Raw genomic sequence first — 17,840 nt, 5'->3', positions numbered from 1 at the left:
TAGAAAATGCAGGATAATATAGTACCAATCTCAATAGTAAAAGAGCTGGAAGATTCTTATCTTTCCTACGCAATGAGCGTTATCATAAGCCGGGCTATACCTGACGTGCGAGATGGATTTAAACCTGTTCATAGGCGCATATTATATGCAATGTCGAGAGCTGGATTCGATGCTGGTAAGCCATATAAAAAGGCAGCTCGTATAGTAGGGGATGTAATGGGGAAATATCACCCACATGGTGATGCAGCTATTTACGATTCCTTGGTTAGAATGGCCCAAGATTTCTCTCTTCTTTTACCACTTGTTGATGGGCAAGGTAACTTTGGTTCGATAGACGGAGATCCACCAGCTTCAATGCGATACACAGAAGCAAGACTTCAAAAAGTGTCGCACTTTTTACTGAATGATATTGATGAAGATACAGTTGATTTTAGGCCAAACTACGATGGAAATGAAACAGAGCCTGTTGTGCTGCCTGCAGAGTTTCCGAATCTATTGGTAAACGGTGCAAGTGGTGTTGCAGTTGGTATGGCAACCAATATTCCTTCTCACAACCTTGGAGAAATAATAGATGCTTGTATGTTATATGTAGATAATCCTGAAGTGACTTTGGATGAGTTACTTGAAGTGATACCAGGGCCGGATTTCCCAACTGGGGGAACAATTCTTGGCAGGTCTGGAATAAGATCAGCGTTTGCCACAGGTCGTGGATCAATTGTTGTGCAAGGCAAGACTCACATAGAAGACCTGCCGCAAGATAGGCAAGTAATAGTGATTGATGAAATACCTTACCAAGTAAATAAAGTAAAATTAATTGAGAAGATAGGTGAGCTTGTAAAAGAAAAAAGAATTGATGGCATAACAGAGATTAGGGATGAGTCCGATAAGTCTGGTATTAGAGTAGTAATTGACCTCAGAAGAAATGCTGAAGCAAGTTTTATACTTAATCAAATATTGGGACTTACTCCATTAAGAAGCAGTTTTAGTGTTAACACTTTAGTGCTCAATAACAACAGGCCTGCTATGATGTCATTAAAAGAAATCATAGCTGCTTTTGTTGATTTTAGAAAAGAAGTATTAATCAGGAGAACAGAATTTCGTCTAAGAAAAACGAGAGAAAAAGCTCATATATATATAGGGCTCTACATTGCGGTCCTCAGCATAGATAAAGTGATAAAAATCATCCGCGGTGCAAAAGACCCTGCGGAAGCAAGTAGAGAACTTTTAAATAAAGAATGGAAAACTTCGAATGAAATCAACACTATTATCGAGTTGATTTCAGATAGCGCAAGTTTTTTGAAAGATGGAGTGTATAGATTAACTGAGCTACAAATTAAGGCTATCCTTGATATGAAACTGCAGCGTTTAACAGGCCTTGAAAAAGACAAATTAGAAGCTGAGCTAAGTTCAATGATCAACCTGATAAAAGAATATATCGCTTTTCTTGGCTCAGAAGAGAAGTTGATGAAGGAAATAAAAAACAATTTACAAGAAATAAAGAACAGATTTGCTGTGCCGCGAAAAACTTCAATAGAGGAGTCAGACGCGGACATTGAAGCTGAAGATCTAATTCCACAAGAGGATATGGTGATAACCGTAACTATGAATGGTTATATCAAGCGTGTGAAGCTTTCTCACTACAGAACTCAGCGTCGTGGTGGAAAAGGAAAGCTAGGACAGGGATTAAAAGAAGAAGACGTAATTACAGAATTATTTGTGACAAATACTCACACTAGTGTTTTGTTCTTCTCTAACATTGGTCGAGTTTATAGATTAAAAGTTTATAAATTACCTCTTGCAGAGCCAACTGCACGTGGAAGAGCGCTTGTTAATATATTCCCGCTTAGCGATGGTGAAACTATAACTAATATCATGCCGTTGCCAAGTGAAAATGATGAGAATCAAAACATAGTTTTTGCTACTGCCTATGGAAACATAAGGCGTAACTCTTTAGCGGACTTTCACTATATTCCAAGCAATGGAAAAATAGCAATAAAGCTCGATGAAGGAGACAAATTAATATCGGTTAAAGTATGCAATGCAATTGATCATGTTTTTCTTTCAACAAGATTCGGCAAAAGTATCAGATTTGTTGTAAGTGATGTGCGTCAATTTAAAAGTCGCAATTCAGATGGCGTAAGAGGTATCAAACTTGCAAAGAATGACAGTGTGATATCCATGACCATATTAAATGGGATAGGTGTAGCAACAGAAACAAAAGAACTTTACTTAAAAGTTCCACTTGCAAAAAGACTGGGAACTGCAATTAATAACTCCATTGATTCTAAATTGGAAAAGACTTTAAATGATTTAGGAATAGATAACGAATTATTCTTAAAACTTGCAGTGAATGAGGAGTTTATATTAACTATTACTGAAAATGGCTTTGGTAAAAGAACTTCTGCGTATGAGTATAGAATAACTAACAGGGGTGGTGTTGGTATCACCAATATTCTTACTACTAGCAGAAACGGTAATGTTATTGCTAGTTTTCCAGTTGAGCAGGGTGATAATATAATGCTTATTACAGATAAAGGAAAGTTAATTCGTATTTCAGTAAATGATATCAGAATTGCAGGACGTAGCACTCAGGGAGTAACTCTATTTAAAACAGAAAGTAGAGAAAAGGTGGTGTCAGTAGCGAAAATTGAAGATCCTGATTCCACTGAAGATAGTATTTCTGAAGTTGAAAACTCTATCTCTTCTCAACTGTAGTACAGGTTAAACAAAAAGCGCAAGTTTTTGTTGATTAATACACAGTATTTAATTTAAAATATATACTTATGGCTGAGTAAAGATCAATGGACAAAAATTTAACTAAAAATAAAAAACCACTGGCAAACAAAGAGGATAAAAAAACACCTCCTGTTAAAGATCTTACTAAAAATAAGAGTAGGAGAGATTTTATAACATTAACTACATGCGCTATGGCAGGTATAGGAGCTGCAAGTGGACTTTGGCCACTGGTTAAGTCTATGAATCCTTCTGCTGAAGTTTTAGCAACTTCCACAGTGGAGGTGAATTTGTCTGGAATTCAGGAAGGACACGGAGTAAAAGTAAAGTGGCAAGGTAAACCAGTATTCATTCGTAGACGCACAAAGCAAGAAATTGAGGCTGCAAAAACTGTGAATGTAAAGAACTTGAGGGACCCTGAGTCAGATGAGCAAAGAGTACGCGAAGGAAAAGACGAATGGTTAATCATGATCGGAATATGTACACATCTTGGGTGTGTACCGGTTGACCACGCTACAAGAGATGGTAATGGTTGGTTCTGTCCTTGCCACGGTTCATATTATGATACATCAGGTCGAGTAATTGGGGGTCCTGCACCGAAAAATATGGCTGTACCTGATTATTTTTTTCCCAGTGAGAATGTTGTGGTAATTGGCAAGAAGGCTTAACGAATATAAATAAACTCGTTAAAAAAAACTCACAGGATCAACATCTATTATCACTGCAATACTCGAATTCAAGTTACAATTTTTAATCCAATATTTCAGCTTTTTTTGTATGGATAGACTATGCTTATTGTGTATTTTTAATAATACCCTATACCGATACTTATTATTTAAAAAATTTATCGCTGCTGGTGATGGGCCAAGAATTTCAAATTCCTTTTTGTCTACACCTACATTTTTTTCCTGGATACAAGTAGTTAAGCTACTTGGATGACAAAGAAGAGATTTTACTATTTCATTCGCTGCTTTTTGTGTTGCAATCTGATTCTTACCACAAATGATAAGCGCTATTAATCTGCTAAATGGTGGCATTTTGGCTTCACGTCTTGACTTAAGTTCAATTTCATAAAATGAGTCCCTTTTTTGATGCAGCAATGCTTTTATTATTGAACCTTCAGGATTATTGGTTTGCACTATTACCATTCCTTTTTCATTAAACCTTCCTGATCTGCCTGCAACTTGGTGCAATAATTGATACGTCTTTTCCGCTGCTCTCAAATCAGAATTTTCGAGGCTCAAATCTGCATTTATTACTCCAACCAAAGTTAATTTGGGAAAATTGTGCCCTTTAGCAATTATCTGTGTGCCGATTATAATGTTCACCTCTTCCTTTAACACTAAATCAATGATGTTACTAACCGACTTCTGATCGCTGCTTATAATCGCAGTTTTTGCGTTTGGTATTAATTTCACCATTTCTTCAAGTAACCTTTCAATTCCTATGCCATAAAGGGAAAATGACTGTTCACTCTGGCAATCAGAGCATTTTTCTGGAAGTTTTAATTGATAAGAGCAATGATGGCACAAAAGAGCATTCTTTTTCTTGTGATATGTAAGCCAAACAGCACAATTTAAGCAGGAAATTTTATATCCACACTTTTTACAAACTGCCAGTTGTGCATACCCTCGGCGGTTTAAAAAGAGCATAACCTGCTGTTTTTTCTCTATGGTTTGTTTGATGCTTTCAAAAAGCTCATCGGAGATCCATTGCTTATTGCTTCTCATATCCACTACTTTAATGAGTGGCAATTCTGCACCACCGAATCGCTTGGTTAGCTTTACATGATTGTAATTCCCGTTTTTAACATGATGAATCGTTTCAAGCAGTGGAGTAGCTGATGATAAAATAATCGGAATATTTTCAAATTTGGCTAAGATTATCGCCATATCTCGAGCATTATATATAATTCCCTGTTCTTGTTTAAAAGATGAGTCGTGCTCTTCATCAACGATAATCAATTTTAAGTTTTTATAAGGCAAAAAAAGCGCTGATCGTGCACCAATAATTATCTGCGCATTTCCACTTGCTATATTGAGCCAATTACTTCGGCGAGTTTTTGGAGTGAGCCTTGAGTGCCATTCAACTAAGTTTTTTGATATCTGACCGCGAACACGATTTACCAATTGTGAAGTTAAAACAATTTCAGGCAAGAGGATTAAAATTTGTGCACTGTTTACAGTCTCTACCAATTTTGCAACTACGGATAAGTAAACTTCTGTTTTTCCAGACCCTGTCTCACCGTCAAGCAAAGTCACTGAATACTCATTCAAACTGCTGATTATTTTATCACTAGCTACCTGCTGTTCAGGGCTTAATTGGCAACTTATTTCACTTATTTCCTGCTTCTGCTTAGCACAAACCAATTTATCTATGTGATTTACTTTTAACACTCCTCCCATTATCACTTTGGCAAGCATACCAATAGGTATTAAGTTATACTGCGCAACCCACTCTGCAAATGCGATCAATTTTGGTCTAATATTTGGTAAATCGATTTTTTGCTCAATAAATTTTAATTCTCGGTTACTTTTATCACTGTATTTCCAAACTATTCCGATTAAGCGTTTTTTGCCAAATGGCACCACTACGTAATCTCCAAGTAAAATCTCAGTATTTTCCTCAATTGCATATGAAAATAACTGATCAATTGGAAGTGGTAGTAATACGTCAACTGTTTTTGCCATAGTGATTGAGTTTAACATTGTTTTAAAGAGCTTGTAACTTTATTAAGCTTGGCAATATAGATGAATCGGTACAGAGAAAATCTTAACGTTTAACACATTTTTCATAGTACAGACCGTATGATTGATAAATAAAATGATTTATAGAATTTGTGGAGGCTACCAATGGTCAACGACAAGATTACTTTGAACTTTGAAATAGAAAAAGGCGAACCTATAGATCGATACTACTTTTCTGCACATATAAAGCTTACAGATGAAAGCAAAAATCTTTTGCGCGAGAAGCTTGGCAGTACAATTCAATTCGATAATCTAGATGATCACTTCAATCTTAACCATGAGAATTTTTATATCTACTACAACAAATATAGTGAGCACAATGGTAGAAGTGAGCTATACGTTAGGGATGATAACGGTAAATATTTAACCTCCAATCTTTCACTTAATTACTATGGATTCTCAATGGAACTATCACCTGACGGAGCGTCAATTGCAGATTATGGTTTTTATCCTCTGTATGCAATCTATAACCCAAATCACTATGATAAAGCAAAGGAAAAAGTATTTGATGATCACGGTGAATTGTCACCAATTGCATCAAATGTGTTAGATAATTTTTTAAGCAATACAAATAGCTTAACCACACAAGATATATTACAAAATGTATTCTCACAACTGCAGAAGAAAGCTGATGAAGAAGCAGAAAGATTGGCAAGAGAAAGAGAAGCAGAAAGACAAAGGGAGGAAGAGTTAAATGAAAAGAACGAGGAATTAAAAGAACTTGTAGAAAAGGATGAGATTAAAATATTCAAAGTGGTAAAAGGTAATGATTTAGGTAATGGGCATTCAGCAGTAGTTTTACAACTTGATGGGGAAGAAGGTGACAAGATACCTCTCGACTCTAGTAAATACTACATAGCAGAGTATAGACACCACCCAGAATGGGAAGGCGATGAATATTTAAATTTTGTTAGCCCTGATAGTGATATGCTGGTTAATTATGAAAACTTATTTTTTGTGCTCAATCAAAGCTCCTACTCAGACTTTGAAAGTGGGTTTTATTCAGAAAACAGAACCGATCCCCATAATTATGCTAAATATTCAAAGGAACCATATTTGAGTGGTGACCAGCTATCTGAAAAATTATCTAATGAATTGGAGGAAGATAGCAATCAGATAGGTACTGAATTTACAATTGATGATGAGCAAGTAGACGAAGAAGTTGTGGTAGAGAGTGAAGCCAAGTCTGGGGAGAAAGGAACGGTTGGTGAGGATAACGCAAAAAATACTATACAGGAAGAAGAATCTAACTATATAGATCAAATGCAAGCGGATGATAGCAGCAGTTATAAACCAGCTTTGCAAAGCAATCGTGATGATTATGCTGATACGAAAAAAGCTCTGCAGGAAAAATTGCATGGAGATGAAATACACAAGCAAAGTAATGAGAAAGCTCAAAAAGATATAGAAGTAAAAAAAGTAACTGTGGAAACTGACAGTAGCAGTAATAAGACTGAAAAACAAACAAAACCAACAGAAGATGAACAAGAAACTGTTATGGCAAGTGTGATAGAAAATATGGATAAAAATTCTGATATTGAAGCAGAAACTTCTAACAGTGTTGCAAATTCACAACATCCCTTAAAAATAAAGACAGGAAGTCCTCTTGAAGTGGGAAAGTATAAGGTGGAGCTGCAAGTGACATATGATGATGTAAAGAATTTTTATGATACCGTACGTGGTAAATATCATGCTGGCGATGGATATAACTACGAACAAGTAATGGTTTTATATAATGAAATTGTTAGGCCCGCTCACAATCATCATTACGAGCTGTTTACTCTTGATGAAGCACATGTTGCTAATGATCACCTGTTTATCAAGGGTCAGGATTTTGGAACTCTAAATGATTTTAATGAGATGTTCTATAAAAGTGATGAGTTAATGTGATGTAAAAAGCAAGATTCAATCTGGTGAACGAGAGTTAACTGACAGAGGAGATTGACACGTATGCCTTTATCTTTAAGATTGTTTATCAAGTATAGACATCAGCTCGCCCCATTCTCTTTTACCAATATTACTTTCTTCTCTAGTAACGTTTTCCCCTTTAATTAATTTGCGAATTATTTCTAGACCAGTTCTTGAAATACAGGCTGATTCTAGGCAATATTCAACAAAGGCATTGTAGGCCAGTGGAACCCATTTTTTTATTATATCCAGCATAACTTCTGCATAAACTCTGATTTCATATTGGGCATGCTTATCAGCTCTAAGCTTCAAAAAATGAAGGAGATTATGCAGATCTATTTTCCAATAAAATTGCGTGTAGTAATTAAGCATTAGGTTAGTTCTGGCAATTTCTCTTGCAAGCCCCTGCTCAATAAATTTTTCATAATGAGAATATACTAAATTAGAGTCATTTGTTAGAGAATCTATTATTTCCTTTGAGGTATCTGGATCAAAAGCTTCCCCGCTACCTTGTTTATTATTGTCAGATTGTTTTGCAACTTGTTCTGGTTTAGGTGTATAAAATTCATTATCAAGTATTGAATACCTTGCTGAATATTCATTCACATTTGCAGTTCTATGCCTTATCCATTGCCTTGCAACAAAAATTGGAAGTTTCACGTGAAACTTAATTTCACACATTTCAAATGGAGTTGTATGATGATGTCTCATTAAATACTTTATAAGTGCTTCATCCTGACTTATCTGTTTTGTTCCCTTGCCATAAGAAACACGAGCAGCTTGAACTATAGCGCTATCAGAGCCCATATAATCCACTACTCGAATAAATCCATGGTCTAATACCTTATGTTCTTCATATAAGATTGCATCTATTTCTTTTACTATAGTTCGTTTGGTTGCTTCATTCATAAAATATCCTCAAGACGAAATGGAGATATCAGCTCCACATGAATTGAGTTTTTCATGCATTGCTTCATATCCTCTCCATAAATGATGTGAATTGTTTATTATAGTTTCTCCACCGGCTACCAAAGAAGCAAGCACCAAAGCTGCTGTTGATCTTAAGTCAGTAGCATATAGATTAGCTCCAGATAAGCTTTTTATTCCACTTATAGTAGCTTTGCTTTTCTCGATGCTGATATTAGCACCTAACTTTCTCAATTCATCTGCATGTGTAAATCTGTTTTCAAAAATGTTCTCTTCAATTACTGATATCCCATCAGCGATGCACATTGCAGACATCAGTTGTGGTTGCATATCACTGGGAAAATTGGGATATGGATCTGTCGCAACGTTAGCAGACTTAATAGAGCCATTTTTTCTGGAAATAACAATGCCTCCATCATACAGTTCAACCATAGCTCCTATAGTCTCCAACTCATTTGTAATACACCTTATATCAGATAGATTTATTCCTTCCAACTCCAACTTACCACCGGTTATTATAGCAGCTAGTGCATAGGTGCCTGCTTCTATGCGATCTGGTATTATTTTATGAACACATCCATTTAGTGCTTCAACTCCTGTTATTATGACCTTTGTATTATCAATTTCAATATCAGCACCCATTTTCTTCAGAAAATCTATTAAATCAAGAACTTCCGGCTCAGTTGCAGCATTGTTTATTGTTGTCACTCCTTCTGCAAATGTTGCTGCCATTATTACATTTTCTGTTGCGCCAACACTTATTTTCTCAAATGTGATTTCTTTTCCTTGTAGCTTTCCTTTCACTGTTGCAATTATATTATAGCCGTCAATTTCAATTTTAGCTCCCATTTCTTCTAATGCTTTAATATGCATATCAACGGGACGCTTTCCAATGTTGCATCCACCAGGAAATGCTGTTCTCGCTTTGCCAAATCTGCTAAGCATTGGACCCAATATTAGAAAAGAAGTTCTTAGCTTACTTGCGGTTTTATATGGCATCACGTGATTGTTGATATTGCTGCAGTCAATTTTCAAAGTATGGTTCGCTTTATAATTTTTATTGTGCATAAAGTTCACTTCTGCTCCAAGACTTTCAAGCAACTTAGACATTAGATGCACATCAATTAAATCAGGTACATTATGCAAAATTACCGGGGAGCTACTTAATAGACTTGCTGCCATTATTGGTAAAACAGCATTTTTTGAGCCATTAATCTTGATTTTTCCGACCAAAGGTTTGTAGTTATTTCTTATTAATATCTTGTGCATTTAATTAGATATAAAGTATAATTCATTAGTTTATTGAAGTCTTACTAAGTATAATAGATTGACCGTAAAAGGCAAAATTTGCTTTTTCTTCCTCATCATCCCAGTGTCATGCTACCTGCATGACACCTGATGCGAATTGCCCCCGAAATTTTATACTATGAATTACTCAAATGACGCTCTCGAGCTTTATCAAACCAAATAACACCAATTGCAACAATGAAATAACCAGCTGCTCCTAATGTAAGGCGAATTACTGCATCGAAAGTTGACAGAGGAGGAGACGGCATTAGAATGCTCAAAACACTATACACAAGATTATTTGTTGCATGAGCAATAGTTACTGGCCAAATCGAGTTGTCTTTTTCAAACAACCAGGTAAACATTATAGACATTGCACAAATATAAAGGGTATAAGCACAAATAGTCGGGAATGTAAAGCCATCCTTCCACAAAGCTGAGCCAGCAACCACATAAGTTGGTATGTGCCATACTGACCAAATAATACCGACAATAATTGCTCTGATATAAAAATTTGATATTTTGCTTTTAAGATTTTTCAAAAGATAGCCACGCCAACCGATCTCTTCACCAAGAGACATAATGATCCACATCACAAAGGTTGATAATAAAACAAATAACATCACTAATGGACTCAAAACTGCACTCAAATCCTTTACACGGTCTAACGTAAAAGACTCTCGGAAAAATGAAAAACCGCAGTAAATTGACAAAAGACCATTGGAAATTAGCATACTTACCAGAATAAGTATAAACCCTAATAGACAGTTTTTTGGCGAACTAAGTTTAAAAAGATCCCTTACCTTCTGTTTATTATAAATGGTTAGCAAAATTGCAACTGAAGCCGGAACAAATGTTGTTAATAATGTTATGTCTTTGAAAGGTAAGCACCAAGCTATAATGCACGTCAAAAAATATGTAATTACAACAAATAATGTACAATTAATAGTGGTTAAATTCATGCATACGCCCATCAATTCCTTTTCTGCATTATTGATCTTTATTCATAAATTGTCAATAAAATACTTCTTCAGGGATGAATAGAATATTTTTTCTTTTTGAATTGCTATTGATAGTTTAATTTTTATATGTATTCCCTTTCACAACCGTTTGTCATCCCAGTGTCACGTGCTGGGATGACAGTAGGAGAGCTGCTTGCATGACAAGAGGAGGGTACTGGAATGACAAGAGGAAGACACTGGGGTGACATCAACTAAACTTGTCCAAATATGAGCGATGCATTAGTGCCACCAAAACCAAACGAATTAGAAAGTGCATATTGAATTTTATGCTCCTGAGCTTTAAACGGTACAAAATTTAAATCACATCCTTCTGAAGGCTTGTGTAAATTTAAGGTTGGCGGAATAATTCCATTATTTAACGCAAGAATACTGAATATTGCTTCAACGCTCCCTGCAGCACCAAGTAAATGTCCTATAGAAGATTTAGTTGAAGAAACAGGTATTTTATAAACGTAGTCACCGAATAACTGTTTCATTGCTATTACTTCAATTTTATCTCCAAGTGGCGTTGAAGTTCCATGTGCATTGATATACCCTACTTGATTGGGATTAATTTGTGCGCTCTTTAAAGCAAGCTGCATTGCCTTAAATGCGCCTCTTCCTTCTGGATGTGGTGCTGTAATGTGGTGCGCATCTCCTGTGAGTCCGTACCCAACCAGTTCAGCATGTATTTTTGCCCCCCTTTTTTTCGCATGTTCGTATTCCTCCAGCACCAATATACCTGCTCCTTCACCCATAACAAAACCATCGCGTTCTTCATCCCATGGCCTTGAAGCTTCTTCCGGTTTATCGTTAAATTTAGTTGATAACGCCTTCATAGATGCAAAACCTGCAATTCCAACTCTACACAGTGCACTTTCTGCTCCACCTGCAATCATAACATCCGCTTCACCAAGTTTTATAGTTCTTGCTGAGTTTATGATTGCATGCGCACCTGTTGCACATGCGGTTACTGCTGAATCGTTTGGACCTGTAAATTCGTATTTAATAGAAATATGGCCAGATATCAAATTTATTAGACTTGCAGGGACAAAAAATGGACTGACACGTCTGGGCCCTTTTTCCTGCATGGTAATAACATTTTCCTGAATTGACGGAAGACCACCTATACCAGAGCCAATAGTCACACCAACACGTTCCCGATTGATATTTTGGCTTTCCAAAATTAATGAATCATCTACTGCCTGAATAGCTGCTGCAATACCGTAATGGATAAAACGATCTGTCCTTTTTGAGTCTTTCTCAGAAATATAATCTAGTGGATTGAAATGGTGCTCAATGTTATCTGATTGCAACGGCACCTGCCCTGCAATTTTGCAAGCAAGATCAGAAGAGTCAAATCTATCCGTATTGATTGCTTTTATGCCAGACTCACTTTTCATTAGCCTTGACCAAGTGTTGTCAACATCTGCCGCTAGTGGAGTGATTAAACCAACACCAGTGACTACTACTCTTCTGCTCATTTAACACTAAATATTAGCCTTTTTTATTATTAATGTACTCAACTATTTGCTCCATAGTTTCCATTTTTTGTGCGTCTTCATCTGGAATTTCTATTCCAAACTCTTCTTCTGCTGCCATGATGATTTCAACTGCATCTAAGCTGTCTGTACCATGCTCCGAAAGCTTTGAAGAGCTGTTGAATTTCTCTACATCCTTACTAATATGCTCTAGTATAATCTTTTTCACTTTTTCTTCTATGTCTTCTCTAGTGCTCTTTGCTAGTTCGCTATTCACATTTCTTACCAAAAAAATAACCTATTCTTTGATGTTATAAAAAATTTTTATGTTTGCAATATCTTTTATAACTGGTAAACTACAGTAAAGTTTTCTACTGCCCTAGCTGGCTAGCGTTACGTGCTAAACAATTAACAATTCAAAAATGCTAGACGAAACAACAAAAAATTTGCTTATTGTAGAAGTAAATAAACTCTTACCCGAAAATAGCGAGAATAAGCTTATATCAGCTATGCGTTATATACTCCTTGCTCCTGCAAAACATATACGCTCCTTTTTAGTCGTAGCTTCATCGCGAGTGTTTAACGCGGAAGCTAAAAAAGTAATATCAGTTGCTGCAGCAATTGAATTTGTTCATGCTTACTCTCTAATTCACGATGATTTACCGTGCATGGACAACAGTGATACTCGCAGAAGCCAGCTAAGCTGCCATAAAAAATTTGATGAAGCAACAGCAGTGCTTGCCGGAGATGCACTACTTACTCTGGCTTTTGAGGTATTATCTTCGTTAAATGAGAAACGCTGTGAGATCATAAAAGTTCTTTCTCAGGCAATAGGAATTAGGGGAATGGTGGGAGGACAGGCTTTAGATATTAACAGTGAGCATATAGATTTTAGCCCCCAACCCTCTGTCATTCAAGTAGCGGACACTGGGATCCAGAAGGCTTTGCCTACAAGCATTTCGTGCAAAAAGCCATGCGATAGTGGAGCTGAACATGAAATGGATTCCAGTGTCAGCTACTTGCATGACACCCTTTCTACCTTAAAACTACAACATTCGTACGGCTGTATGTATGACGCTGGAATGACGTCGGGCCAAGCTGATAAAATAAAAGAAATTCATTTGATGAAAACCGCAAAACTATTTGCAGCTTCATGTGAAATAGGTGCTATAATCGGGGGTGCTACAGACAAGCAACGTAAAGCGTTATATAACTATGGAATAAATCTAGGGCTTATCTTTCAAGCTAAGGATGATATTGAAGACTACGAACAAGATAAAACAAATAATCTTATGTCTGTGCTTGGTAAAAGTGAAGTAGAGGACTATATAGACGGCCTCTTTAAACAAGGCTTGGATAATTTGAGTGCGCTTTCAGGGGATACTAATTATTTATATGATTTATTGAATCAAGTAAAGAAAGATGGTTAGAAAAATTATATTACAAATGCTTATTTCCGTAGTAATGATTCTCACTTTAACTTCTGCTTTTGTGTTTACTATTGTCTATATAAACAAAGGTAAACCGGAAAAAAAGGACAAGCTTTATGAGATAAATGCCACGCATGGTGGTTTGATACAGACGATAGCACATTACCTAGTGAAGCCAATACTTGAATCAGCACTTGACCGCTATATTGAAAAGCATGGGCTGACAGAATATTTAGAAGAAATAACGCAGCAAAAGGAAGAAGATTCAATAAATTTTTATGAAATTACTGAAGGCAGTGGCAGCAAGGCTTTTTGTGGCCTGGAAGTCCTATTGCAAATATATAAAATTTCTAATAATAACTCAGCAACACTCCCTAGCAAAGTTTCTGATGTTACTTTGAAAATAGGTCAAGATGACCTAAAAGAAGTGAGTTTAGGGGTAATAGGTATGAAAGAAGGCGGAGAGCGTGTAGTTACTATTGCCAATGAGAACAAAATGAATTTTAATTCTTATTACGTCAAACTGATCGAAGTAAAGGATAAATATCCCGACTCAGTAAATAATCTGATGGTTTTTAATGACTTAATTAACAAGACTGGAAAACAAGTAAGGTGCGGTGATGAGATATCGGTTAAATATAGCGTAAAGGAGCATAATGGGGAATATATAGTCAAAGATCAAACAGTGCAATTTAGGGTTGGCGATAAAAAAATACCACTTGCTATAGAGCTTGGAGTTGTGGGAATGAGAGCTGGTAATAAAAGAACTATTCTTTCTCCGCCTGACCTTTTGACTATTACTGACGATATGTTAATAAAAGACATAGATTATGATGAAGAAAATATCTCAATAATTGACTTAAGCTTAGATGTTAAGCAAGAGGTCGCAGCACACCATTCTACTGTTGAAAAACAGCCTAAAGAATATAGCTGAAATTTTAGGTCTACTGGCTAATCTTCTGAACACTCTCTATACTACTTAAAGTAGGCTTTTCGTTTTTCCTAAAGTATAAACTTAGATAAATCAAGCTGCTTCGAAATTGACTCAAGTTTATCTTTTACATACTTGCTGTCTATAATGAATTTTTCGCTATTTTTCTCAGAAGCAATGAAACTTATTTCATCTAAAAGCTTCTCCATGACAGTGTGAAGCCTTCTTGCGCCTATATTTTCCACTTGCCTATTAACTGTAAACGCTATTTCAGCTATGGTTTTTATACCATCATCAGTGAACTCAAGTGTCACATTTTCTGTTTTCATTAAAGCTATGTACTGCTTTAACAAACTAGATTCTGGTTCCTTTAATATTCTTATTAAATCCTCTTGAGTAAGTGCCTTAAGTTCTACCCTGATCGGTAATCTGCCCTGCAATTCCGGTAAGAGGTCAGATGGTTTAGACTGATGAAAAGCACCAGATGCAATAAATAATATATAGTCTGTTTTTACATGGCCATACTTAGTTGTAACAGTTGTTCCTTCAAGTAATGGTAACAGATCGCGTTGCACTCCTTCTCTGTTTACTTCACCTTTTACTTCTGTACGCGCTGCAATTTTGTCTATTTCATCCAAAAATACTATACCGTCATTACTAACAAGATCAATGGCTTCTTTGATTATCTTATCTTCATCCATTAGCCTTTCACTTTCTTCATTAATTAATATTTCACGCGCTTCTTTTACCTTCACCGTAATAGTTTTTGTTTTTTTGCTCCCGTTAAACATCTTGCCCATTATTTCTGTTACATTCATCACACCAACTTGCCCACCTGGCATGCCTGGTATATCGAAAGTAGGTAACATACTCTTGCTCTCTCTGACGTTAATAGAAACTTCTCCGTCCTCAAACTCTTTATTCCTCAACCTTTCTCTAAAAATTTTTTTACTCTCTTCGGTTGCATTTTCGCCTACCATAGAGTTTACTATTGTTTTCTCAGCTAAAATTAAAGCCTTTTTAGCTAAGGCTTTACGGGCTTTCTCTTTAACTAAAACTATTGCTGCATCAACTAAATCGCGTATTATCGAATCAACGTCACGTCCAACGTACCCTATTTCAGTAAACTTCGTTGCCTCAATTTTTATGAACGGTGCACCGGCAAGTTTTGCTAAGCGACGAGCTATTTCAGTTTTACCAACCCCTGTATGACCGATCATCAATATATTCTTAGGTATGATTTCATCACGCAATGGAAATGGAACCTGATTGCGACGCCAACGATTTCTGAGCGCAATAGCAACAGCACGCTTTGCATCATCCTGTCCGATTATGAATCTGTCCAATTCTTTAACTATCTTCTGTGGTGGCAGGTCATCTAACAAAACTTGAGTGCTGTCATTAACTTGAACATCGCTGTCATTTGAATCAAAACCACTCTTAGTATCTTTATAGAGGTTATCTTTTTCATCGTAGGTGTCACTACTACAAGACCGCCCTTCTGAAAGGGTTATGGGCTGATTGGAAAAATTGGTGCATAAAGTTTTTTGCTTGGAAGACATATCACTCCTCTATCTTTTCAATAACTACATTATGATTTGTATAAACACATATATCGCCAGCTATCTTCATAGCCTTTTTCGCAATTTCCTCTATTGATATTCCTTTAATGTCAATTAAAGCTCTTGCTGCAGATAGAGCAAAATTTCCCCCAGAGCCAATAGCTGCGACTCCATCTTCAGGTTCAAGAACATCACCTGTTCCCGTAATTACTAATGAAATAGATTTATCTGCAACGATCATCATAGCTTCTAATTTCCTCAGATATTTATCCATTCTCCAGTCTTTTGCAAGTTCAACACATGCTCTCATTAATTGCCCTGGGTGCTTGTCAAGTTTAGATTCTAATCTTTCAAAAAGAGTAAATGCGTCGGCTGTTGCCCCGGCAAATCCAGCAATTACGGAATCACCAGAAAGACGCCTAACTTTTTTTGCTCCAGATTTTATAACAGTGTGGCCCAGTGAAACTTGTCCGTCACCTATTACTACTACACTTTTATCTTTTCTAATTGATAATATAGTAGTGCCATACATTTTATTGTTATCGTGTTGAATCATTTTTCTATCACTTTAAATAAGAATCTCATTATACTTTAATCTTTAGTCAAATTTACTAAATATGTTCAACTATAGCTTATAATATAATACCTTCCTTATAACATTTAAAGTACAGATGCAAAACATAATTCACCCAGATTTGGAAAAAAGTATAAATAATTGGTTCGAAGCAAAATTTAATGGCCTTACATCGCCATTTTATAGCTCTATAGATCTTAGAAACTCTGGCTATAAAATCGTTCCAGTAGACGCTAATTTATTTCCTGCGGGGTTCAATAACTTAAGTGAAGAATCAAGAACGATGGCAGCAAGATTGATAAAAAGCTATTTTAAAAGACATCAATACAAAAAGGTTCTTATAATACCGGAAAATTATACACGCAATAAAATGTATATAGAAAACGTATTTGTTATAGAGAAAATACTACAACTCGCAGGTTTTGAGACTAGAATTGGCCTTTTATATAATGAAGTATACAATTTAATAGAACAGTATGAAACTGTTGTGAAAGAAAACTCTCTGCTAAAGACAACTTCAGGATTTGTGCCTGATGTTATTATACTGAACCGTGATATGACGAGCCACATTCCAGACACGCTGAAAGACGTAAAGCAAGATATAGTACCAAGCCCACTATACGGTTGGCATAGCAGGCAGAAATTTAAGTATTTTGAAATCTATCAAGAATTAGCATCTGAGTTTTGTGGCAAATTTAAAATAGACCCATGGCTAATTTCTGTGCTTACAGAGAGCTGTGATGGAGTTGATTTTGATGATGATTTGTCACTAGGAGCAGTAGCAACTAAAGTTGACCAAATATTATCTCTAGTGCAAAAAAAATATGAGGAATATGAAATAAAAACACAACCTTACGTTTTTATCAAAGCAAGCAATGGCACATATGGGATGGGCATTATAACAGCAACAAGTGGAGAGGAAATATTAAACCTCAATAAAAAAAAGCGTCATAAAATGAAAAAGATAAAAGAAGGAATAGCAATCAATAGCGTTATTATACAAGAAGGTGTACCAACCATTGACATGTTTAAAAGCAGTTCTGCAGAACCGCTAATATACTATATAGGAGATACTCCAACATGTTACTTATACCGATGTAATAGCAGAAAAGATGTATATTCTAGCTTGAATGCCACTGACTGTGAGTTTCATGATGTTAGCCAGGTTGTAGAAGGTAAAATTCTATCACTTTGGAGTATTGTTAGCAAATTAGCAGTACTAGCGTTGGCAGTAGAAATAAAATCTTTTCATCCCTAAT

At 36.0% G+C, this 17,840-nt stretch carries 16 protein-coding genes; 7 read left to right on the top strand and 9 right to left on the bottom strand.

Translation table 11 applies throughout. From position 1 onward, the window contains the following. Positions 1–6: 6 nt before the first annotated feature. Together gyrA and petA are read left to right on the top strand one after the other, a co-directional pair. Entirely contained in the window at positions 7–2,715 is a 2,709-nt protein-coding gene (gene gyrA / locus ABWU72_RS02540) for a DNA gyrase subunit A (protein ID WP_353283845.1), read from the top strand. Between the two features lie 86 nt (positions 2,716–2,801). Continuing rightward, complete coding sequence (petA, locus tag ABWU72_RS02535) at positions 2,802–3,401, top strand: ubiquinol-cytochrome c reductase iron-sulfur subunit (protein WP_155969209.1); 600 nt, start codon at positions 2,802–2,804, stop codon at positions 3,399–3,401. 18 nt (positions 3,402–3,419) lie between these two features. Here the strand turns inward: petA and priA are convergent, their stop codons facing one another. Beyond that, complete coding sequence (gene priA, locus ABWU72_RS02530) at positions 3,420–5,441, bottom strand: primosomal protein N' (protein WP_265032032.1); 2,022 nt, start codon at positions 5,439–5,441, stop codon at positions 3,420–3,422. Positions 5,442–5,585: 144 nt separating this feature from the next. Here priA and ABWU72_RS02525 point away from each other — a divergent pair, with 144 nt between their 5' ends. Beyond that, complete coding sequence (locus tag ABWU72_RS02525; protein ID WP_155969213.1) at positions 5,586–7,370, top strand: hypothetical protein; 1,785 nt, start codon at positions 5,586–5,588, stop codon at positions 7,368–7,370. Between the two features lie 72 nt (positions 7,371–7,442). Here the strand turns inward: ABWU72_RS02525 and thyX are convergent, their stop codons facing one another. The 3 genes from thyX to ABWU72_RS02510 form a co-directional block, all read right to left on the bottom strand. Continuing rightward, on the bottom strand, positions 7,443–8,297 hold the full coding sequence (thyX, locus tag ABWU72_RS02520) for an FAD-dependent thymidylate synthase (RefSeq protein ID WP_015589436.1): 855 nt from the start codon (positions 8,295–8,297) through the stop codon (positions 7,443–7,445). 9 nt (positions 8,298–8,306) lie between these two features. Beyond that, a complete protein-coding gene (gene murA / locus ABWU72_RS02515; protein ID WP_006279833.1) occupies positions 8,307–9,584 on the bottom strand; it encodes a UDP-N-acetylglucosamine 1-carboxyvinyltransferase in 1,278 nt (425 codons plus the stop codon). 155 nt (positions 9,585–9,739) lie between these two features. After that, complete coding sequence (locus tag ABWU72_RS02510; RefSeq protein ID WP_227738600.1) at positions 9,740–10,225, bottom strand: CPBP family intramembrane glutamic endopeptidase; 486 nt, start codon at positions 10,223–10,225, stop codon at positions 9,740–9,742. 196 nt (positions 10,226–10,421) lie between these two features. On the opposite strand from ABWU72_RS02510, the gene ABWU72_RS02505 reads away from it, so the two are divergent. After that, the gene (locus ABWU72_RS02505) at positions 10,422–10,646 is read left to right on the top strand and encodes a hypothetical protein (RefSeq protein WP_010082031.1); all 225 of its coding nucleotides are present in this window, start codon (positions 10,422–10,424) and stop codon (positions 10,644–10,646) included. Between the two features lie 40 nt (positions 10,647–10,686). Here ABWU72_RS02505 and ABWU72_RS02500 read toward each other — a convergent pair whose 3' ends face one another. The 3 genes from ABWU72_RS02500 to acpP are packed head-to-tail and all read right to left on the bottom strand — an operon-like array spanning position 10,687 to position 12,361. Further along, positions 10,687–10,812, bottom strand: coding sequence for a hypothetical protein (locus tag ABWU72_RS02500; RefSeq protein WP_255322260.1), 126 nt, complete (start codon positions 10,810–10,812; stop codon positions 10,687–10,689). Between the two features lie 3 nt (positions 10,813–10,815). After that, positions 10,816–12,087: a beta-ketoacyl-ACP synthase II gene (gene fabF, locus ABWU72_RS02495; protein WP_155969215.1), complete on the bottom strand. Its 1,272-nt coding sequence runs from the start codon at positions 12,085–12,087 to the stop codon at positions 10,816–10,818. A gap of 13 nt (positions 12,088–12,100) precedes the next feature. Then, complete coding sequence (acpP, locus tag ABWU72_RS02490; protein ID WP_006279836.1) at positions 12,101–12,361, bottom strand: acyl carrier protein; 261 nt, start codon at positions 12,359–12,361, stop codon at positions 12,101–12,103. 145 nt (positions 12,362–12,506) lie between these two features. Here acpP and ABWU72_RS08195 point away from each other — a divergent pair, with 145 nt between their 5' ends. Both ABWU72_RS08195 and ABWU72_RS02470 read left to right on the top strand, forming a co-directional pair. Then, positions 12,507–13,514: a polyprenyl synthetase family protein gene (locus ABWU72_RS08195; RefSeq protein WP_010082029.1), complete on the top strand. Its 1,008-nt coding sequence runs from the start codon at positions 12,507–12,509 to the stop codon at positions 13,512–13,514. Beyond that, positions 13,507–14,448, top strand: coding sequence for an FKBP-type peptidyl-prolyl cis-trans isomerase (locus ABWU72_RS02470; protein ID WP_010963087.1), 942 nt, complete (start codon positions 13,507–13,509; stop codon positions 14,446–14,448). Before ABWU72_RS08195 ends, ABWU72_RS02470 begins: the two co-directional genes overlap by 8 nt. Positions 14,449–14,516: 68 nt before the next feature. On the opposite strand, the gene hslU is transcribed toward ABWU72_RS02470, so the two are convergent. Continuing rightward, the gene (gene hslU / locus ABWU72_RS02465) at positions 14,517–16,007 is read right to left on the bottom strand and encodes an ATP-dependent protease ATPase subunit HslU (protein WP_006280200.1); all 1,491 of its coding nucleotides are present in this window, start codon (positions 16,005–16,007) and stop codon (positions 14,517–14,519) included. A 1-nt stretch (position 16,008) separates the two neighbouring features. After that, the gene (hslV, locus tag ABWU72_RS02460; RefSeq protein ID WP_006280198.1) at positions 16,009–16,563 is read right to left on the bottom strand and encodes an ATP-dependent protease subunit HslV; all 555 of its coding nucleotides are present in this window, start codon (positions 16,561–16,563) and stop codon (positions 16,009–16,011) included. Between the two features lie 115 nt (positions 16,564–16,678). Here hslV and gshA point away from each other — a divergent pair, with 115 nt between their 5' ends. Continuing rightward, positions 16,679–17,839 carry a glutamate--cysteine ligase gene (gshA, locus tag ABWU72_RS02455; RefSeq protein ID WP_151807649.1) on the top strand — a complete coding sequence of 387 codons (1,161 nt, stop codon included), beginning with the start codon at positions 16,679–16,681 and terminating at the stop codon, positions 17,837–17,839. The last annotated feature ends 1 nt before the right edge of the window (position 17,840 follow it).

This window comes from Wolbachia endosymbiont (group A) of Lypha dubia (assembly GCF_964028575.1).
GTDB lineage: Bacteria > Pseudomonadota > Alphaproteobacteria > Rickettsiales > Anaplasmataceae > Wolbachia > Wolbachia pipientis.
This window is presented reverse-complemented; position numbering and strand designations above follow the sequence as displayed.